The 18,551-nt window shown below is 50.0% G+C and carries 20 protein-coding genes; 10 read left to right on the top strand and 10 right to left on the bottom strand.

Annotated features, from left to right (window positions below):
* Positions 1 to 6: 6 nt before the first annotated feature.
* The 4 genes from BB497_03945 to BB497_03930 all read left to right on the top strand — a co-directional run bounded on the left by BB497_03945 (position 7) and on the right by BB497_03930 (position 3,029).
* Positions 7 to 438, top strand: coding sequence for a TIGR00701 family protein (locus BB497_03945; protein AVI61911.1), 432 nt, complete (start codon positions 7 to 9; stop codon positions 436 to 438).
* On the top strand, positions 438 to 1,247 hold the full coding sequence (locus tag BB497_03940; protein ID AVI61910.1) for a hydroxymethylpyrimidine/phosphomethylpyrimidine kinase: 810 nt from the start codon (positions 438 to 440) through the stop codon (positions 1,245 to 1,247). Before BB497_03945 ends, BB497_03940 begins: the two co-directional genes overlap by 1 nt.
* Positions 1,248 to 1,283: 36 nt before the next feature.
* Positions 1,284 to 2,564, top strand: a complete 1,281-nt coding sequence (locus BB497_03935) for a glutamate-1-semialdehyde-2,1-aminomutase (protein AVI61909.1) — start codon at positions 1,284 to 1,286, stop codon at positions 2,562 to 2,564.
* 87 nt (positions 2,565 to 2,651) lie between these two features.
* Complete coding sequence (locus BB497_03930) at positions 2,652 to 3,029, top strand: hypothetical protein (GenBank protein AVI61908.1); 378 nt, start codon at positions 2,652 to 2,654, stop codon at positions 3,027 to 3,029.
* Between the two features lie 65 nt (positions 3,030 to 3,094).
* Here BB497_03930 and BB497_03925 read toward each other — a convergent pair whose 3' ends face one another.
* The 6 genes from BB497_03925 to BB497_03900 all read right to left on the bottom strand — a co-directional run bounded on the left by BB497_03925 (position 3,095) and on the right by BB497_03900 (position 7,826).
* Positions 3,095 to 4,345 (bottom strand): hypothetical protein, encoded by a 1,251-nt coding sequence (locus tag BB497_03925; GenBank protein ID AVI61907.1) that lies wholly within the window; start codon positions 4,343 to 4,345, stop codon positions 3,095 to 3,097.
* Between the two features lie 60 nt (positions 4,346 to 4,405).
* A complete protein-coding gene (locus BB497_03920; protein ID AVI61906.1) occupies positions 4,406 to 4,945 on the bottom strand; it encodes a hypothetical protein in 540 nt (179 codons plus the stop codon).
* A gap of 300 nt (positions 4,946 to 5,245) precedes the next feature.
* Positions 5,246 to 6,076 carry a curli production assembly/transport protein CsgG gene (locus BB497_03915; GenBank protein AVI61905.1) on the bottom strand — a complete coding sequence of 277 codons (831 nt, stop codon included), beginning with the start codon at positions 6,074 to 6,076 and terminating at the stop codon, positions 5,246 to 5,248.
* Between the two features lie 91 nt (positions 6,077 to 6,167).
* Positions 6,168 to 6,590 carry a curli production assembly protein CsgF gene (locus tag BB497_03910; GenBank protein ID AVI61904.1) on the bottom strand — a complete coding sequence of 141 codons (423 nt, stop codon included), beginning with the start codon at positions 6,588 to 6,590 and terminating at the stop codon, positions 6,168 to 6,170.
* Positions 6,590 to 7,117, bottom strand: a complete 528-nt coding sequence (locus BB497_03905; GenBank protein AVI61903.1) for a curli production assembly protein CsgE — start codon at positions 7,115 to 7,117, stop codon at positions 6,590 to 6,592. The genes BB497_03910 and BB497_03905 overlap by 1 nt, the downstream gene beginning before the upstream one ends.
* A 16-nt stretch (positions 7,118 to 7,133) precedes the next feature.
* On the bottom strand, positions 7,134 to 7,826 hold the full coding sequence (locus BB497_03900; protein ID AVI61902.1) for a helix-turn-helix transcriptional regulator: 693 nt from the start codon (positions 7,824 to 7,826) through the stop codon (positions 7,134 to 7,136).
* A 281-nt stretch (positions 7,827 to 8,107) separates the two neighbouring features.
* Here BB497_03900 and BB497_03895 point away from each other — a divergent pair, with 281 nt between their 5' ends.
* The 4 genes from BB497_03895 (at position 8,108) to BB497_03880 (ending at position 11,550) form a co-directional block, all read left to right on the top strand.
* A complete protein-coding gene (locus BB497_03895) occupies positions 8,108 to 8,716 on the top strand; it encodes a non-canonical purine NTP pyrophosphatase, RdgB/HAM1 family (GenBank protein AVI61901.1) in 609 nt (202 codons plus the stop codon).
* Positions 8,709 to 9,878 carry a YggW family oxidoreductase gene (locus tag BB497_03890; protein AVI61900.1) on the top strand — a complete coding sequence of 390 codons (1,170 nt, stop codon included), beginning with the start codon at positions 8,709 to 8,711 and terminating at the stop codon, positions 9,876 to 9,878. Before BB497_03895 ends, BB497_03890 begins: the two co-directional genes overlap by 8 nt.
* A 45-nt stretch (positions 9,879 to 9,923) precedes the next feature.
* Positions 9,924 to 10,598: a cell envelope biogenesis protein OmpA gene (locus BB497_03885; GenBank protein AVI61899.1), complete on the top strand. Its 675-nt coding sequence runs from the start codon at positions 9,924 to 9,926 to the stop codon at positions 10,596 to 10,598.
* A gap of 106 nt (positions 10,599 to 10,704) precedes the next feature.
* Entirely contained in the window at positions 10,705 to 11,550 is an 846-nt protein-coding gene (locus BB497_03880; GenBank protein ID AVI61898.1) for a hypothetical protein, read from the top strand.
* Positions 11,551 to 11,557: 7 nt separating this feature from the next.
* Here the strand turns inward: BB497_03880 and BB497_03875 are convergent, their stop codons facing one another.
* The 4 genes from BB497_03875 to BB497_03860 all read right to left on the bottom strand — a co-directional run bounded on the left by BB497_03875 (position 11,558) and on the right by BB497_03860 (position 15,391).
* Positions 11,558 to 12,928 (bottom strand): tRNA uridine(34) 5-carboxymethylaminomethyl synthesis GTPase MnmE, encoded by a 1,371-nt coding sequence (locus BB497_03875; GenBank protein AVI61897.1) that lies wholly within the window; start codon positions 12,926 to 12,928, stop codon positions 11,558 to 11,560.
* A gap of 109 nt (positions 12,929 to 13,037) precedes the next feature.
* Positions 13,038 to 14,726 (bottom strand): membrane protein insertase YidC, encoded by a 1,689-nt coding sequence (locus BB497_03870; GenBank protein AVI61896.1) that lies wholly within the window; start codon positions 14,724 to 14,726, stop codon positions 13,038 to 13,040.
* Positions 14,727 to 14,841: 115 nt separating this feature from the next.
* Positions 14,842 to 15,183 carry a ribonuclease P protein component gene (locus tag BB497_03865; GenBank protein AVI64249.1) on the bottom strand — a complete coding sequence of 114 codons (342 nt, stop codon included), beginning with the start codon at positions 15,181 to 15,183 and terminating at the stop codon, positions 14,842 to 14,844.
* Positions 15,184 to 15,256: 73 nt separating this feature from the next.
* Entirely contained in the window at positions 15,257 to 15,391 is a 135-nt protein-coding gene (locus BB497_03860) for a 50S ribosomal protein L34 (protein AVI61895.1), read from the bottom strand.
* Between the two features lie 533 nt (positions 15,392 to 15,924).
* On the opposite strand from BB497_03860, the gene BB497_03855 reads away from it, so the two are divergent.
* Complete coding sequence (locus tag BB497_03855) at positions 15,925 to 17,391, top strand: chromosomal replication initiation protein DnaA (protein ID AVI61894.1); 1,467 nt, start codon at positions 15,925 to 15,927, stop codon at positions 17,389 to 17,391.
* A gap of 56 nt (positions 17,392 to 17,447) precedes the next feature.
* A complete protein-coding gene (locus BB497_03850) occupies positions 17,448 to 18,551 on the top strand; it encodes a DNA polymerase III subunit beta (protein AVI61893.1) in 1,104 nt (367 codons plus the stop codon).

Here is an 18,551-nt window from a genome sequence, read left to right as displayed (position 1 = left end):
GAGACCATGTATTTATGGATAAAAGCCATTCATTTAATGGCTGTTATCACTTGGTTTGCCGCGCTATTTTATTTACCGCGCCTATACGTTTACCACGCCATGGCCCGGGACAAAGGCGATGAACAGGCCATAGGCTATTTCAAAACCATGGAGCGTAAGCTGTATCGGGGCATTATGACGCCCTCAATGATTGTGGTACTGATCTTTGGCGGTTGGCTGCTCTATTTGGTGCCCGCGTGGTTTAGCCAAGGCTGGATGCACGCCAAGTTAGCGCTGGTCGCGCTGCTGATCGCTTATCACCATATATGTCTCATTTATTTAAAACAATTTGAACAAGCCCGCTGCACCAAAAGCCACGTGTTTTTCCGCTGGTTTAACGAAGCGCCCGTCATTGCGTTAATCGCAATTATTATTCTTGCGGTGGTGAAGCCCTTTTGATGCGCCAACCTCTTCCTCCCGTGGTATTAGTGCTTGCAGGCCACGACCCAACCGGCGGTGCTGGGCTAGTGGCCGATAGTGAAGCGATTAGGGCCTGTGGCGGTTGGGCGGTGACAATCCCTACCGCGCTAACCGTGCAAAATTGTCACGATGTGATGCGAATTTTACCCGCCGATCCCGGCGCCATGCGCCAAATGGCCGAGGCGTTAGGTGATATGCAGATTGCCGCGATTAAACTTGGCCTACTAGCCGATGAGCCAACGCTGCGTGCGGCAGAGCAAATTATTCGCCGGTTTCCAGGCGTACCGGTGGTGGCTGACCCGGTGCTTAAAGCAGGGGGGGGAACTGAGTTATCCACACCTGCTTTGCAGAAACTGTATGTGGACCGTTTATTACCCCTTGTGGATATTTTAACCCCCAACCGTTTTGAGCTTGCTGCGCTGACACCTGAGGTCACCGCGCCTTTTGACGATACGGCGCGTGCTGTGGTCTTACTATCAAAGGGTTGCCAAGCGATTTTAGTGACGGCAACCGACGACCCTCTGCCGGGCAACACGCAGCAAGTGATACATACCCTCCACTCACCAGATACCACCCGCCAGTGGCAATGGCCTCGCTTACCAGAAATCTTTCACGGCTCTGGCTGCACGCTCGCATCAGCAATTGCTGCACGATTAGCCGTGGGTGAGCGCTTACCATCGGCTTGTGAACAGGCGCAGCACTTTACCTGGGAAAGCCTGTCTCAAGGCTATCAGCCACCCAGTGGTCAGTGCTTGCCCAATCGCTTGCCATACCCTGTACGTTTTTGATCTCATTGGCGGTAAACCATTTATATTGAGGATGCCATGACCACATCTGCTGAACTGTTTGACCTCGCGAGTCGCCATATCCCGGGTGGCGTTAACTCGCCTGTCCGTGCGTTTAAAGGCTTACATCGCCCACCAGTATTTATGGAGCGTGCTCAAGGCGCTTATCTGTTTGATGTGGAGGGTAACCGCTACGTAGATTATGTTGGCTCCTGGGGGCCGATGATTACTGGTCATGCTGACCAAGACGTACTGGCAGCAGTGCGCGCGCGACTGGATAACGGCCTCTCCTTCGGTACGCCAACGGCGGTTGAAACCACCATGGCGGATCTTCTCTGCGAGATGATCCCCACCATGGAGATGGTGCGCATGACCAGCTCGGGCACTGAGGCGACGATGTCGGCCATTCGCCTAGCACGAGGTACGACAGGACGGGACAAGATTGTTAAATTTGAAGGTAATTACCACGGCCACTCGGACTCACTGCTTGTTAAGGCGGGTTCCGGCGCGTTAACTCACGGCGAACCCAGCTCGCCCGGTGTGCCCGCTTCACTTGCTGAACACACCATTACCCTCTCGTTTAACGACCCTGAAGGGGTTGAGGCGTGTTTTGCAGAAATCGGTGAGCAGATTGCCTGTATTATCGTGGAGCCGGTTGCGGGCAATATGAACTGTATTCCCCCCCAGCCTGGTTTCTTGGAAACGTTGCGCCGGGTGTGTAATGAATCCGGCAGCATCTTGATTTTTGATGAAGTCATGACTGGCTTCCGGGTCGCGTTAGGTGGTGCTCAAGCACATTACGGTGTCACGCCCGACCTCACCTGCTTAGGTAAAATTGTTGGCGGTGGCATGCCCGTCGGGGCGTTTGGCGGTAAACGCGAAATTATGCAAAATATCTCGCCGCTGGGACCGGTTTATCAGGCGGGTACGCTTTCCGGTAATCCGCTGGCCATGGCCGCAGGGGTTACTCTGTTAACCAAGCTCCAGATGCCAGGCTTCCATGATGCGCTGACTCAACGGGTGCAAACGCTTTGTACTGGTTTGCAAGAGCGTGCTAACGCAGCGCGTGTTCCGATGATGACCCAATCCGCAGGCGGCATGTTTGGCGTTTTCTTTACGTCGCAATCCCGTGTGGATAACTTTGCTCAGGCCACCGCTTGCAACCCTGACGCTTTCCGTCGCTTCTTTGGCGCCATGCTCGACCACGGTGTGTATCTTGCTCCTTCCGCTTATGAAGCTGGCTTTATGTCTAGCGCTCATACACCGGAAGATATTCAGCTCACCTTGGATGCCGCAGAAAAAGCCTTCTCTGTTATGTAACGCAAAGTAACGGAGGTCTGCTTCTACTGCTACACTGCAAGAGCCGCTCATTGTGAGCGGCTCTTGTGGTTAATGAGGTAGGCAAGCATGAAAGGGCAAACGGCTTGGCATGGTAAATTGTTTAATTACGCACTTTTAACCGCTGTAACTACCCTGGGTGTACCCTTAAGCGCAACTGCTGCACAGGAGCAAGCTATGACAAAGATTCACATTACAATGAGTGGCTCGCCAGGCGCTGAATTTTCCGCCGAGTGGCGTATCACTCATAACGATGAAACCATTGAACACCCCGAAACACGCGGCACAGTTCCTGCTGAATTTACCTTTGAAGGCTCCACCTTAGTAGGCACGGTAAAACTGCTAAGTGATGACGAGCGTTTAGAAGTAGATATCGTTAAAGGTAGTAACCGCTCGCGCTCCTCTACCCAAGGGAAAGGCGGCACCTTAACGGTAATGGTACGTTAACGATTAAATAAAAACACAAAAAACCGCCCCGATAGGGCGGTTTGAGAGCATTGGTTAACCAAGGATTAGTACTGGATGGTAGAAGCCCGGTTGCCACTTCCCATTTGATTAACAGTAGCAGAGGCATTGGCTGCGCTATCTTGGGTTATAGTGGAAATGTTATTCCAACCAGAACCTACGTGCTGTTGAGTAACGGAAGCAAAATGACTGGCGCTGCCGGTTTGTAAAATATGCGATTCATTGATAGTGTTATAGACGCCATTGCCAGATTGTATAACGTTGGCTTCATGGCCGTCACCAAACTGTAGGATGTTTGATGCGTCAAATCCTCCTGATTGAGAAACATCAGCAACGTTATTATCGCCCCGTTGGTAAATAGTAGAAAGTGCATCATTACCACTTTGTGTGACTGTTACTTCGTTACCACCGCCGACTTGGTCTGCGTAAGAGTCGTTATCGCTGCCTGATTGCGTGATAACTGCTGAGTTGCCTGCGCCTGCATTACGACTATCTTGGAAGACGTAAGACTCATTGTCATTGCCAGTTTGCATTAAATATGCATCGTTATCGTTACCACGTTGACGCATCATGTTTAGACCATCATTTCCGTGCTGCTGTGCGTCAGCATAGTTATCTTGGCGGCCTTGTTTAATGAAGCTTTCGTTAGCTGCACCACTTTGCTCTGACCATGCAACGTTACCAGAGGCTCCGCCCGTTAAAATCCCTTGCTCAATAATCGATTTATGATCAGCACCTGTTTGTGAAATTTGAGCACGGTTTTGATTTGCTCCCAACTGAGTTACACGTGCTTGGTTAGCATTGCCGTCTTGGAATACGTTAGCTGTTGCATCATAGCTTAAGTCTTGCTCAACAGAGGAGACGTTGTCGTTACCTTGTTGATCAACATAAGCGCTTAATGCATCACCCGTACCGGTTTTATTTTGCGTTACTGTTGATTGGTTGTCAGTGCCACCGCCCTGCAATACACTTGCAACGTTGCCAGTTGTACTTGATAAAGTTGTTGTCTGATTAATGGTTGACTCATTACCATTAGCTGTACTTCCGGTCATAGCATCTAGATCACCCTGAAAACCACTGAACTCACCGTTACGAGGTATAGGGAAACCTGACGTTGTCCATGCATCATTATCGATGGGGGTGTTCAAGTTATCTAGCCCCCACCCTCCCCCTTGAGCTGGTGATGTAACACTATTGTATTGTAAGTTATTTTGTTCTTGTACCGTTTGTTGAGCAAAAGCAGCACCACTTAAAGCAAGGCTAACAGCAGCGGCGAGTGCGGTCATTTGAAGTTTCATGGTCTTTCCCCTTTTTTCGATCGTCTTGCTTTGGTTGTTTACTGAGAGACTTTTGTCAACTCAGTAGGTATCGATAGCGACTGGCCGTGCCTGCCCCGAGAAGTTCTGTTGTTCGACGCTGATGCTACGTAAGCCGCTGCCCGATTGTGAAAGCGTAATATCACTGCTAAAACCGATTTGGTGAATATTGGCATCTAATGAAAAGCTATTGCCAAGTTGTTTAATGTTAGCAACATGGTTGTTGCCTACTTGCAATATAATGCCGATATTGCTGCCATTCTCTTGTTGAATACTGGCTTGGTTTTGATTTCCCCGTTGATAAATATGAGCAAAGTTACCTAGCTGGTAGTTTGCAGAGCGTGATTGAACAACACTTGCTCGGTTATTATCACCAATTTGCTGAATAATACTGGTGTTGCCTTGGGACTGGCTGGTGGCAATACTATTCGCATATTGGAGAACGCGCCCTGACTCAAAAACATCTTCTAAGTTGTTTGCGTGCACAGGGCTTATCGTTGCGCCCGCGACGATTAAACTAATAGCACTTACCACAACAGCTATTTGTTGTTTGTAAAAGCGCTTATAGGTAAGCCCATTCATTACTCTATCCTCTTCTGAAACTTTTTGTATCTTTTTGTTTCTTGTGTTGAGTTTGGACTATTGGAGGATTCATGCCATCGTAAGTTTTTATATTGTTTAGCTTAAGTTGGTAGTTAATAAACCTATAACTGTTAATGTATTATTTAATTTCTAGTTGACTAATTTTTTGATCAGATATTTTGTCTGAGTATGACTTTTTTGGTTATTTACCTAAAAAGGCTACCCATATAAGGTAGCCGTCACTAGATTTATGAGTATGCTTTGCTATATATTGTCGAATCTATTACAACATATGAAAAATTAAAGCATTGGTATCGTGGCGTTCAGGTATTCGCCTAAAACGGTGTCTTGCATGTTGGTATTAGGCTGTAAGTTCCATAAGCTATTTTCCACGCCGCGAGCAATCAAATGAATAACTGCCGACTCGATAGCAGACATCACCGCTAGCTGTACTGGCTCATTGGTGGTGATGCCAGCTTCTGCTTCAAGGAGGCGACGAAAATCAATAAAGCGATAAACGCCTGCTCGAAGCTCTTTCGAATAGATAGTTTTGGTGGTTGTAACGTTAGCTAGCACTTCACCTGTTGATATTTCAACAGCCCTTAAATTAACGGTGACTTGGTCAACTTGATACTGCCCTGAAGCGCCAATCCCAAAGTACTCAGCACCTGCTCCACCGGTTCGAATATTAGATTCATAGGCAATAATGCCGCCTTCTAGCATTACCGAAGCCGCTCTAAGTGAAGGGAGTGTATCTGGCTGGCCAAAACGTTCAAATTCAGCGCGGATAATTCGCCGTTCGGTAAGTAGGTTTTGCAACCCCACCCGCTCCAGTGGAATAAACCAACCCGAGTCTGCTAGTGCGCCGGTAAGCATCGCAGCGGCCCCTTGTGTTACAGCTGTAGAGAACGTACTAGCTGGCGCTGGTCGATATTGTCCTGTTTGATCACGAAAATCATAGACAGATACAAAAATTCGTCCTGCGGGAGGAGGAAGAGAGACTAAATCTTGATAGGTAGCGCCACGTGGCGTTAATGTTGCCTGTGCGCCTTCTAAATTTTCTGAATTGGCTACTACACCAGCGCAACCGCTAAGCAGGAGAATTAAAAATATTACAATCGTTGTTTTCATTGTGTTCCCCTTTTTTAAGACAACTTACCCTTTAAGATTCATGAAAAGCTCTATTAATTTTTTGATATATTTAAGTAAAACGTCAGTGTCTTCATGGGTTAAAAAGCCCACCAACACTGATACTAGTTACATCGCCTGTTAGCTTATCGACTACGCGCACGGTTAATTCCCCGCCTGCATCACTGACCACTACACTGAAATCATCACTATCAAACCCACCATTGCTTATTTCGCCTCGCCCTACATCAGAAATAAGCTGTGAAATGAGGCGGCTTTCTAAATTTTGAATTAATCGTTGGGTAGGGCTAAGTGGTTGGGTGCGTCTTGCATTAGGGTCCGTGTTCGTATCCTGTGCCTGGGCTTTACCTAACATATAGCTGCCCATAAAGGGGTCTCCCCCAAAAGAAGGATTTAGTGGCCGATAGATTAATTCACCCGCTTGGACTACTAAAGGAGAACATAAAAGCAATGTAGCAACGGCATAGATCCTGGCATGTTTGGTTAAGGTGGTCATTAGAATATCTCCTCTCTACCTAAGTCTCGGTCAGAAGTAAGCGCAGAGGTCAACTGATGACGCAAAAGAGCTTCTTCGACAATTTGCACGGCTTCTCCCGCAGTATTACTGGCATCATTTATTCTGGGGGAGAGCTGTGTTCGGAAGTGCATTCGGTTGCCATCCATAATCCATACCTGGCTACCCCAGCGTGCATCAGGTCGCTCATGAATAGTGAGAGTTGAGTTACCTATCATTAAGTTATCCATGGCGCGCTGGCTAAAAGCGCGGTAAAAGGTTTTGCCCGCCATGGTGATGGTGCGGTCGACCATGACTCCAGTGAGCTCACTGCTACCTGAGCCATTTGAGCGTTGTTCTATGACAGGGCCATCTTGGCTGCTTAACTGGTTAATATTTTCTACTTCAGTTTGTTCCTGTTGCCCTGGTGAATAGCCATCGTTCAGTACTTCAGCATAGGCTGTTCCACCACTCCATATCAGCATCGCTGTAGCAGTTAGCAAAAGCTGTTTAAAGTTTAACGGCTTCATAATGATGCCCTTACGCTTAGTGGTTACGGTGTGCCTGGCGGTTAGTTTCCACAGAGGGAAACATTGGCCCCAAGTTTTGATGTATCCAGTTAAGTGCTTGAATTCGGTTATGCACGTTTATTTTTCTGAAAATGTTGTAAAGGTGAGATTTAACGGTGTGTTCACTGACAAATAGCTTGTCAGCTATTTGCTGATTAGATGAGCCCGCGCTTAATAAAGAGATAATTTCCATTTCACGATTCGTAAGGCCGCACGCTGGTCGGAAGGCGTTACTCTGGTACTTGCGATAAAAAAGGATGAGCTTCGCCATCAGGTCGCGTGACATCCAAAGGTCACCCTCCATCAGTGCATGGATACCTTTACAGATAACTTCGAGGCTTTCATTACGGTAAAACACGCCCTTCAACTGAGCACAGGAGAGCGCTTCTAATGCGTGATCCATATCGTGGATGTTGAACGCCGCAAGGGGGGCTTTTGCGAGCGTTTCTGTCAACGCATCTTGCCAATCCGGCAGTGCCTCAACACTGATGTGGTCACTGTCGATGAGAATCAGCAGTCTCTCTGCAGTTGTCGCGGGAAGTGCTATGCCCGGAGAGTAAATGCTGACCGTGCAGCCTGTATGCTCATGTAAATAATCAGCAAAAAGCTGAGATTGGGGGCTTTTCTCTGTGATGATATACACCAATTCATCTGCGTTTTCCTGCGGCATTGTGGAGTCCTCATAGATAGAAAGAGTGAGCAAGGGATCACCCAAGTGTTGTCTATAAGATACATTTCGTAAAGTTTTGTTATTAGATATATGGTAAAAATATATGCTATATGCATATTCTTTTTGACTATATGAATGCTAAGTGACTGTTTTGAATATATTTGTTCGGTTTAAAATAAATTTTAGAATAATAAGCAACGATACATTGAGTAACACTTTGTTGGCTTCTGATGCGTATTCGATAGGCGTAGACTGAGCGTCTCTTGTTTGGAGGTTTACCTATGTCAACGCTTACTCCCCTGGTGTTAGCCAGCGGCAATGATGGAAAGCTTAGAGAGTTCAACCAGTTACTGATGCCACTAGGGTTTGATGTCCGCCCTCAGGCAGAATTTGGCGTATGTGATGTGGAAGAAACAGGGCTTACGTTTGTAGAAAATGCATTGCTAAAAGCACGAGAGGCGAGCCGAGTCAGTGGGTTACCCGCGTTGGCTGATGATTCTGGCTTAGAAGTAGATGCACTCCACGGGGCGCCGGGGATTTACTCAGCGCGCTATGCTGGGGAGCCGAAAAGCGATCAGAAAAACAATGCAAAGCTATTAGAAGCGCTTAGTGAGTGCGCAGAGGGGCAGCGAACCGGTCGCTACTGGTGTGTGCTGGTCTATTTGCGCCATGCTGAAGACCCTGTTCCAGTTATTGTTCAACGCAGTTGGGAGGGTGAGATTCTGGCCCATCCACGAGGAGAGGGCGGCTTTGGTTACGATCCGCTTTTTTGGTTACCCGACCAGGGGATGAGTGTGGCTGAGCTACCCAGTGAAACCAAAAACCGTTTGAGTCATCGAGGTCGCGCGCTACAGAGTTTAGTGGACCTTTTGAAGGTGGCGCATGGCTGAGCCATTACCTCCGCTCTCGCTCTACATCCATACGCCATGGTGTGTGCGCAAGTGTCCCTATTGCGACTTTAACTCGCATGAGCCTGAGCGCAGTGAGCTGCCGGAAAAGGCTTATTTAGGCGCGCTTCTGAAAGACCTTGATGGGGATCTTACCCTGGCGGCTGGGCGAACGATCGAGACGATCTTTATTGGAGGGGGGACTCCCAGCCTGCTATCGCCAGCGTTTTATCGCGAACTATTTTACGCAATAAGCCAACGCCTTCCCTTTGCTGCCGATATTGAAATTACCCTTGAAGCCAATCCTGGGACAACCGAGCAAGAACGTTTTATTGGCTACCGAGAAGCGGGTATTAACCGTTTATCGTTAGGCGTGCAAAGTTTTCATGCCACGCAGCTCGAAGCGTTAGGGCGTATTCATAGCGGCCAAGAAGCCCTACAAGCGGTCAAGCAGGCTCGTAAAGCGGGGTTTAATAATCTCAATATTGATTTGATGCATGGGCTGCCTCAGCAAACGCCTGCACAAGCACTGGAGGATATAGAACAAGCCCTGGCGATCTCACCCGAGCATCTCTCTTGGTATCAATTAACGCTTGAACCTAATACCGCCTTCTTTTCTCATCCTCCGGTACTCCCTGAAGAGGAGGCGCTTTGGGATATCCAAGAAGCGGGCCATCAGCGTCTTGAGCAAGCGGGCCTACATCGCTATGAAATATCTGCCTATGCAAAGCCTCACCAGCAAAGTCGTCATAACATCAATTACTGGCAGTTTGGAGACTATCTTGGCATTGGGGCGGGAGCTCACGGTAAGCTGACGACCATTGACCAAGAGGGGCAGTGGCATATAGGGCGGCGTTGGAAAACACGCCAACCAGACGCTTATTTACGGCGTGTAAATGACCCGCGTGGCTTTATTGCGGGGAAGCAGCTCATCAGTGTTGATGAGCTACCGCTCGAATTTGCGATGAACGCACTGCGTTTAACGGATGGTGTCACCGTGGGGAAGTGGACACGCCATACCGGGCAGCCTGAGGCTGTGTTACTTAAACGCTTACAAAGTGCCCATGAAAAAGGACTTTTGATGGAAATGCCTGAAAAGCTACGTGCTTCGCCTCAAGGTCTATTATTCTTGAATGAGTTGCTGGCCTTGATAAGTGATGAGTGATCAGCGATATAACAGCATTACCCTGAAGATAAAATGGAGTGAGCGATGCGTATTTTTCGACTACTGACCCCGCTAGCGGCTGCTATCTTAGTGGCCGGTTGTGCGACCACAGACCCTTATGGCGGCCAAACGCAACGCTCTAGTACTGCGATGGGCTCGGGCATTGGCGCGGCTGTGGGTGCAGCGGCAGGTGCGTTATCCGGTGATGGCAGTACCAGCCGACGTGATCGTGCATTAATTGGCGCGGCCGTTGGCGCAGCTGCAGGTGCAGGGATTGGCGTTTATATGGATCGCCAAGAGCAGCAGCTGCGTGAAAACCTACAAGGGTCACGTATCGAAATTGACCGTCGCGGTGATGATATTGTTCTCAATATGCCAAGCGGCGTGACGTTTGGCTTTGACTCAGCAGACCTTACTAGTGAAGCTCGTGGTGCACTCAACGAAGTAGCCAATGTATTGACGCAGTATCAAGACACTCGGGTGAACATTGCGGGCCACACCGATAGTGTAGGTGACCCCAGCTATAACCAGCGTCTCTCTGAGCGTCGCGCTCAGGCGGTAAGCAGTTATTTAAGCCAAAATGGCGTTTCTTCCACGCGCCTTAATACCAGGGGTTATGGTGCTAACCAGCCAGTGGCGAGTAACGACACAGACCAAGGCCGCGCCCAAAACCGCCGAGTTGAGATTACTCTTACGCCCACTGGCGATGGCCAAGGCTAGCCAGTCACTATTGGGTTAGCAACGATCATCTAACTCCGGTATTGCTGCTAAAAGCCCGCTATGCTCACATAGCGGGCTTTTTTCGATTAACTGTTAGCGAGCTGCCATGCTGTCCTATCAACACGCCTACCATGCCGGCAATTTTGCCGATGTACATAAACACCTCACGCTTTACGCAGTCATTGATTATTTATTACGTAAAAAAACAGCCATTACATATATAGACACCCACGCTGGAAGAGGCCTCTATCCCCTTGCCACAAAAGAGACCCAGCGGCTACAAGAGTACCGCGCAGGTATTTGGCCGCTATGGCAGGCTCGCCGCGAGTTGAAGAATCCGCTGTTGGAAGCGTGGTTAGAAGCGCTGGTTAGCGCTCAGCCTAAAGGGGATGAGCTAACCCATTATCCGGGATCACCTTGGTGGCTCTCCCAACCGCTGCGTGAACAAGATCGGCTTAAACTTTATGAGCTGCACCCCGGGGAGCATGAGCACTTAAACGGTCAAGCGCTTCCTAAGCAGGCTCAGCGAATTTATGGTGACGGCTTGGCTGGGTTGAGAAAGTTAGTGCCTGTGGCAACGCCACGCTTATGCGCGCTAATTGACCCCAGCTACGAGCTTAAAACAGAGTATCAAGACGTGGCCGATGCGGCGGTGTACGCCATGGAAAAAGCGCGCCATGCAGTACTAATGATTTGGTACCCACTGCTGCCAGCAGGCCATCACCACACGCTATTAACAGGCTTGGAGGAGAGCGGCATCCGTAAAATTTGGCGCAGCGAGCTGCAGCTGCGCCAACCTAACGCACAAAGCCACGGTATGTATGGCAGTGGCATGCTCGTTATTAACCCCCCCTGGGGGCTCAATGAGCACTTAGCTGCGGCAATGGCGCAAATGTCGCCGCTGCTAGGCGCTGAAAGCCGCTATCACAGTGAATGGTTAGTAGGTGAATAGAAATCGGTTACTTACCAATACAGAAGCTGCCGAAAATCTCGCCAAGCAGATCATCGGCGCTAAATTCACCGGTGATCTCTCCCAAGGCTTGCTGGGCATCACGTAGATCTTCAGCAAGTAACTCTCCAGCCCCGTAGCCATCTAGCTGGGCTCGCCCGGTTTCTAGTGCGGTCATAGCGCGGTCTAAGGCATTTAGATGACGGCGGCGCGCTGAGAAACGCCCTTCTGTAGTGGTTGAAAAGCCCATGATCTCTTTTAGATGGGCTTTTAAACTATCCACACCCTCACCGGTTTTAGCCGAGAGTCTTAGTGTGGGAGTGGTTGTGGATAAATCAATACCCGCCTGTTCAGCGTTGGTATCAATCTTATTACGCACCAGCGTCAAGCGTGCTTTATCGGGAAGACGTGCCACAAATTCTGGCCAAATAGTCATCGGATCCGTTGTTTCAGTCGTCGCGGCATCGACCAGCAATAACACCCGATCTGCTTTTTCAATCTCTTCCCACGCCCTGGCTACGCCAATTTTTTCAACAGCATCCGGGGTGTCGCGCAGCCCTGCGGTGTCAATGATATGCAACGGCATGCCGTCAATATGGATATGTTCGCGCAGCACGTCTCGGGTGGTGCCGGCGATATCCGTCACAATAGCGGTATCCTGCTCCGTCAGCGCGTTTAGCAAGCTGGACTTACCCGCATTGGGGCGCCCAGCGATAACCACGCTCATACCCTCACGCAGCAAGGCACCTTGGCCTGCCGCTTTACGTACATCGGCTAATGCTTGCTGCACGCCTGCTAGGTGCTGGGCTACATGGCCATCGGCAAGGAAATCGATCTCCTCTTCAGGGAAATCAATGGCGGCTTCTACATAAACCCTCAGCTCAATTAGCCGCTGCACGAGGGCTGAAACGCGCTGAGAAAATTCACCTTGTAGCGACCTCACGGCGTTTTCGGCCGCCGAACGCGAGGAAGCATCAATCAAATCGGCAATCGCTTCGGCCTGGGCGAGATCAAGTTTGTCGTTGAGAAAAGCGCGCTCGGAGAACTCGCCAGGACGCGCCAAGCGGGCGCCCAACTGAAGGCAGCGTTCCAACAGCATATCCATGATGATCGGGCCGCCATGCCCTTGAAGCTCGAGCACATCTTCACCGGTAAAGGAGGATGGGCCGTTGAATAGCAGGGCTATCCCTTCATCAATGGTGCCTTCAGCGCCGTTAAATGACCCGTAGTGGGCGAAGCGTGGGGCTGGACAGTGCCCAAGTATGGCGGAGGCGATATCACGGCAGGCAGGGCCTGACACGCGAATAATGCCTACTCCGCCACGGCCAGGAGGGGTTGCCAGGGCGGTAATAGTGTCTTGGGTATAAAGTCGATCGGCCATGGCGGTTCCCGTTACTGAATGGAAAATAGTGAGGCGTTGTTATGCCTAAGTTACGCCTAAAACGCCAGACCCCCGCAAGAGCGGGGGTCTGGTTGCTTCGTAAGATGCGCTATTTGGTTCGCATCCCTTTACCCACGCTGGGGTCATTCTCGATATTACGCGTAATAACATACTGCTGCGCGACCGAGATAATGTTGTTGACCACCCAGTAGATGACCAGACCTGCCGGGAACCACAGGAAGAAGAAAGTGAAGATAATCGGTAGCATCTTCATAATCTTCGCTTGCATGGGGTCCGGCGGTGTCGGGTTCAGCAACTGCTGAACATACATCGAAATACCCATCAGGATCGGCAGAATGAAATACGGATCTTTCACCGATAGATCCTGGATCCAGAACATAAAGGGTGCGTGGCGAAGCTCAACGGATTCAAGCAACATCCAGTAAAGTGCAATAAACACCGGCATTTGCACCAGGATCGGTAAGCAGCCGCCCAGAGGATTGATTTTCTCCTTCTGGTAGAACTTCATCATCTCTTGAGACATTTTCTGACGATCATCGCCATACATCTCTTTGAGACGCTGCATCTCCGGGCCGAGTTTCCGCATACGTGCCATAGACTTGTATGCCTTGGCAGAAAGCGGGAACAGTGCCAGTTTCACCAATACGGTCAGCAGTACAATCGACCACCCCCAGTTGCCGACCACATCATGGATTTTATCCAGTAGCCAGAACAGCGGGTTGGCGATAAACCATAGCCAGCCGTAATCCACGGTTAAGCGCAGGTTGGGTGCCACTTGTTCAAGATAGTCTTGAACCTTAGGGCCCATATAGAGCGTTGCGCTTAACGTGGCCTCACCGTCAGCAGCAATGCTGGTGGTTGGGCCTGCAAAAGCAGCTACATTACGGTCGCGAGAATCGGTCGTGGCGTAAAAAAGGTTCTGCTGATTTTGTGCAGGCGCCCAGGCAGAAACAAAGTAGTGCTGGATAATGGCCACCCAGCCACCTTGCGCCTCACGGTTTTCGAATCGACCACGTTGAATATCGTCAAAGTCGATCTTGTCGTAGCGCGTATCTGGCGTGGAATAGGCAGCCCCTAAATAGGAGCTCATACCCATTGCAACACCGCTAGACGGGTCGGGGCTGTTATCCCGCGCTAGTTGGCCAATAAAGCGTGCGCTAACAGGCGCGTCGGTATTATTAGCTAAGTAGTAGCTCACTTCGACAGCATAGCTTCCGCGCTCAAACGAGAGCCGCTTGATGATATCGACACCGTTAACCTCGGCGGTTAGATCCACGCTTAGCTGCTCTTCGTTATTACCCAGGCGATACTCAGAGCGCTCAGGGGTAAACACGATGCGGCTAGCCTGGCCATCTAACTGTAGGCCTGAACGTGCTACGTAGCTGCGGTTTGTGTTGTCTGAAAGCAGTACATAGTTCCGGTCTGAATCCAGGGTTAACTTATGCTGAGGTAGCGCTGCATAGACGATATCGCCGCCGTGCGGGTCAATACGCACATCGAGAACATCAGTGGTAACGGCAATAAAGTCGCGGCTTGCCGTTTCACTTTCAGTCGCATCCTGCATGCCATCGCCGATAGCGCTTTGGGGGGCCGAGGTGCTGGGAACCGCCAAATCATCGCCATTGGAGGGATCGCTTGCCGGGGCGCCGTTGCTACTTTGTGTAATCTCAGGCGACGAATCGTAGGAGATCTGCCCGTAATCCTGATTCCATTGGACTACCAGTAGGTAGGCCAGTACAGCCAGTGGAATCAGTAATAAAAGTCGTTTTACGTCCATGAGGGTTCTGCCCGATGGGTGGTGAACATGCTAATGGCGCAGTGTCATTTACTCGACCCATGACACACGAAAGCCTGCCAGGCGGCAGGCCGAGGTCGAGCGGCGAGGTGTGTCGTCAAGCGTCACGTGTTACGCCATCAAGCGGGGGAGTTGAAGACACCGCCTGTGCGTCACGCTGAAGTCGCTTCCACATGCCGTGTAGCTGGCGGTGGAGCGTTTCATTATCAATATCCTGAACACCACGCTTAGCCAGAATTACTATATCCATTGAGGGTAAGTGATCTTGGCGAAGCCGAGCGGATTCTCTAACAAGACGCTTAAAGCGGTTGCGATCAACAGCGCGCTTCACATTTTTTTTGCTGACCACCAGTCCAATGCGGGGATGCCCCCGAGTACTTAAGCGCGCTAGCGCCATCATACCTTTGCCATGAACTTTTAGGTCTGCTTGTTCAAACACGTGACTAAAATCCCCAGCGTTTAGCAAACGCAAGCACCGGGGAAAGCCTTGATGCAGCACACGCAATCCGAAATCAGGCGCTCAGACGCTTGCGGCCTTTGGCGCGGCGGCGTGAAATTACAGCACGGCCGTTTTTGGTTGCCATACGAGCACGGAAGCCATGCGCGCGCTTGCGCTTGAGAACGCTAGGTTGAAAAGTGCGTTTCATAACTCGTTATTCCCACGTGGTTTAGGACGGAAAATGAATTCCAAAAGACCCGGTCCAGTGAGAACTAGCCGGGTAGATTCAATTCAAGACCGGAAATTGTAGAGACTTCCCGCCGCCGGTGCAATTTTTCCTTGCATAAAAAGCGTTAAAAAGGCAATGCCCGTTTTAGTGACTGTTCATCAGTGGCGCCACACCGATGGACTATTATTACTAGTAGTATTACTTAAAACCTATTGTTATTAATAGTGGGGATACTAATTGTGGATAAGCTATTTAAAGATAATTTTATCAACAGGTTAAAATCATAAAAAATCTGTGCATAACTATCAAATAAGCACTAAATAAGCTGTTAACTAGGTGTGACTAGATGCAACGGAAATAGCGCTTTTTCGACTTATCCCGATTCCATCATGAGGTTTTCCTTGTAGCTCAAAAGAAGTTGTCCACAGGTAAAAAAGAGCCTCTACTGCGTGTGGATAACCGCTTCGTTGGGCGCTACAATGGTCGACCGTTTTCAACCGATGGTGAGATGAGTGTCACTCGCGCTTTGGCAACAGTGCCTGGACTACCTACAGGACGAACTGAATTCTCAACAGTTCAACACCTGGATACGTCCGTTACAGGCAGAAGAAGGAGAGGCCAACGAGCTATGCTTGTTGGCGCCGAATCGCTTTGTGCGCGACTGGGTGAGTGATAAGTACGCCAAACGAATCAGTGAACTGATTCGTGAGCTGGCACCTGGAAAACCTCCCAAAGTTAGCTTAACAGTGGGTAGCCGCCGTGCCGCGACTCCTGCGCCACAGCCCCGAGAGTTGGGTAATCCTGTTTCGGCTACGCCCACCCAACGAATGGCTCCAGCAGTCCACACCTCACCCCGCGGTAACGTCTCTGATGAACGAGAAATTAGTCAGCTAAGAGAAGAGGCGCCTGTCCGACGAGGTAATGAGCGTCAGGTGCAGGTTGAAGGCAGCCTGAAGCATGGTAGCGGCCTGAACCCTAATTTCACCTTTGATAAATTCGTCGAGGGTAAATCGAACCAACTAGCTCGCGCTGCCTCACGTCAGGTGTCAGAAAACCCCGGCGGCGCCTATAACCCCTTGTTTTTATACGGGGGAGTTGGTTTAGGTAAAACACACTTAATGCACGCAGTAGGGAATGCCCTGGCGGATCGGCGTGAAAATGCTCAAGTGGTTTATCTGCACTCGGAGCGCTTTGTCGCAGATATGGTCAAAGCGCTGCAGCTAAATGCGATTAATGACTTCAAGCGCTTTTATCGCAGTGTTGATGCACTATTAATCGATGATATTCAGTTCTTCGCGGGTAAAGAGCGCTCTCAAGAAGAGTTTTTTCATACGTTTAACGCGCTGTTAGAGGGGGGGCAGCAGATGATCCTTACCTCTGACCGCTACCCAAAAGAGATCAGTGGTGTTGAAGAGCGTTTGAAGTCGCGCTTCGGTTGGGGGCTTACCGTCGCGATTGAACCCCCTGAACTGGAAACCCGCGTCGCAATTCTGATGAAGAAGGCCGACCAAGCAAAAGTGGACCTTCCTCACGATGCTGCCTTTTTTATTGCCCAAAAAATTCGTTCTAATGTCCGTGAGCTTGAGGGTGCGCTGAAAAAAGTCATTGCAGATTCTCACTTCATGGGTAAAACCATTACCCAAGACTTTATTCGTGAATCCTTAAAGGACCTGCTCGCGCTTCAGGATAAGCAAGTAGGGGTCGACAATATTCAGCGCACGGTGGCCGAGTATTACAAAATTAAGGTAGCGGATTTGCTGTCCAAGCGACGTTCGCGCTCAGTGGCCAGGCCCCGCCAAGTTGCTATGGCGCTTGCCAAAGAGCTGACGAATCACAGCTTACCCGAGATAGGCGATGCGTTTGGTGGGCGTGACCATACGACGGTCTTGCATGCTTGTCGAAAGGTAAAAGCGTTGCAGGAAGAGAGTGCGGATATACGCGAAGATTATAAAAATCTGCTGCGTCTGTTAACCAGTTAACCATATTGTTGGGTCTTAAGTAGAGAGGCCTTTCAGGATATACAACCGGAGTATTGATGAAATTCTCAATTTCCCGAGAGGCGCTGCTGCGCCCGCTGACACTGGTGGCGGGCGTGGTAGAACGGCGCCAAACACTGCCTGTGCTCTCTAATGTGCTGATTCAAGTTGAAGGTGATCAAGTTTCACTCACGGGTACCGACCTTGAAGTTGAGCTGATCGGGCGCACGGTTGCAAGCCAGGTGGACCAGGAAGGTGCGGCAACGGTGCCTGCACGCAAGCTGATGGATATTTGTAAGTCACTGCCCGACCAGTCAGATATTCAGCTTGCCGTCGAAGAGGGGCGGGCTGTTCTGCGTAGTGGACGCTCGCGTTTCACGCTTTCAACGCTGCCAGCAGCCGAATTCCCTAATATTGAAGATGCTGATGGTAGCCAAGAGATAAGCGTTCCCCGCGGTACGTTAAAACACCTTATTGAAGCTACCTCGTTCGCCATGGCGCAGCAGGATGTACGCTATTATCTTAATGGCATGCTGCTTGAGATTCAGAGTAATTTGTTGCGTACAGTGGCCACTGATGGTCACCGTTTGGCTATGTGCTCTCGTCCTATCGATATCTCTGTTAACCAGTCCCAAAAGCTAATAGTGCCACGTAAGGGGATTCTCGAGTTGTCGCGTCTATTAGACGATAGCGACGAACCGGTTAGCTTAACGCTAGGTTCTACACACGTAAGAGCACACACTGGCGACTTTACTTTTACGTCTAAGTTGATTGACGGCAAGTTTCCTGATTACGAGCGCGTGGTGCCACGTAACGGGGACAAAGTGTTGATTGCTGAGCGTGCTGAACTGCGTCAGGTGCTTTCGCGTACTGCCATTCTTTCCAATGAGAAGTATCGTGGTGTGCGCCTCTATCTTGAGGAGAATAATCTCAAGGTAATGGCTAACAACCCAGAGCAGGAAGAAGCCGAAGAGAATGTGGCGGTTGAGTACAGCGGCGGCGCTATGGAAGTGGGCTTTAACGTGGGTTATTTAGTCGATGTGCTCTCGGTGCTAGATGAGGACCGGGTGCAGGTGACTCTGGCTGACCCCAATAGTAGTGCGCTGTTAGAAGAGCCAGGTGGCGGCGACGCACTCTATGTAGTGATGCCCATGCGTTTATAG

It is taken from the genome of Halomonas sp. GFAJ-1, assembly GCA_002966495.1.
In the GTDB taxonomy this organism is placed as follows: Bacteria; Pseudomonadota; Gammaproteobacteria; order Pseudomonadales; family Halomonadaceae; genus Vreelandella.
Note: the sequence above shows the minus strand (reverse complement) of the source record. Positions and strands in the feature narration are given on the sequence as shown.

Bases quoted from the DNA above. Each gene is read 5' to 3' on its own strand.
- BB497_03945 (AVI61911.1), top strand. From the start codon at position 7: ATGTATTTATGGATAAAAGCCATTCATTTAATGGCTGTTATCACTTGG.
- BB497_03940 (AVI61910.1), top strand. From the start codon at position 438: ATGCGCCAACCTCTTCCTCCCGTGGTATTAGTGCTTGCAGGCCACGAC.
- BB497_03935 (AVI61909.1), top strand. From the start codon at position 1,284: ATGACCACATCTGCTGAACTGTTTGACCTCGCGAGTCGCCATATCCCG.
- BB497_03930 (AVI61908.1), top strand. From the start codon at position 2,652: ATGAAAGGGCAAACGGCTTGGCATGGTAAATTGTTTAATTACGCACTT.
- BB497_03925 (AVI61907.1), bottom strand. From the start codon at position 4,345: ATGAAACTTCAAATGACCGCACTCGCCGCTGCTGTTAGCCTTGCTTTA.
- BB497_03920 (AVI61906.1), bottom strand. From the start codon at position 4,945: ATGAATGGGCTTACCTATAAGCGCTTTTACAAACAACAAATAGCTGTT.
- BB497_03915 (AVI61905.1), bottom strand. From the start codon at position 6,076: ATGAAAACAACGATTGTAATATTTTTAATTCTCCTGCTTAGCGGTTGC.
- BB497_03910 (AVI61904.1), bottom strand. From the start codon at position 6,590: ATGACCACCTTAACCAAACATGCCAGGATCTATGCCGTTGCTACATTG.
- BB497_03905 (AVI61903.1), bottom strand. From the start codon at position 7,117: ATGAAGCCGTTAAACTTTAAACAGCTTTTGCTAACTGCTACAGCGATG.
- BB497_03900 (AVI61902.1), bottom strand. From the start codon at position 7,826: ATGCCGCAGGAAAACGCAGATGAATTGGTGTATATCATCACAGAGAAA.
- BB497_03895 (AVI61901.1), top strand. From the start codon at position 8,108: ATGTCAACGCTTACTCCCCTGGTGTTAGCCAGCGGCAATGATGGAAAG.
- BB497_03890 (AVI61900.1), top strand. From the start codon at position 8,709: ATGGCTGAGCCATTACCTCCGCTCTCGCTCTACATCCATACGCCATGG.
- BB497_03885 (AVI61899.1), top strand. From the start codon at position 9,924: ATGCGTATTTTTCGACTACTGACCCCGCTAGCGGCTGCTATCTTAGTG.
- BB497_03880 (AVI61898.1), top strand. From the start codon at position 10,705: ATGCTGTCCTATCAACACGCCTACCATGCCGGCAATTTTGCCGATGTA.
- BB497_03875 (AVI61897.1), bottom strand. From the start codon at position 12,928: ATGGCCGATCGACTTTATACCCAAGACACTATTACCGCCCTGGCAACC.
- BB497_03870 (AVI61896.1), bottom strand. From the start codon at position 14,726: ATGGACGTAAAACGACTTTTATTACTGATTCCACTGGCTGTACTGGCC.
- BB497_03860 (AVI61895.1), bottom strand. From the start codon at position 15,391: ATGAAACGCACTTTTCAACCTAGCGTTCTCAAGCGCAAGCGCGCGCAT.
- BB497_03850 (AVI61893.1), top strand. From the start codon at position 17,448: ATGAAATTCTCAATTTCCCGAGAGGCGCTGCTGCGCCCGCTGACACTG.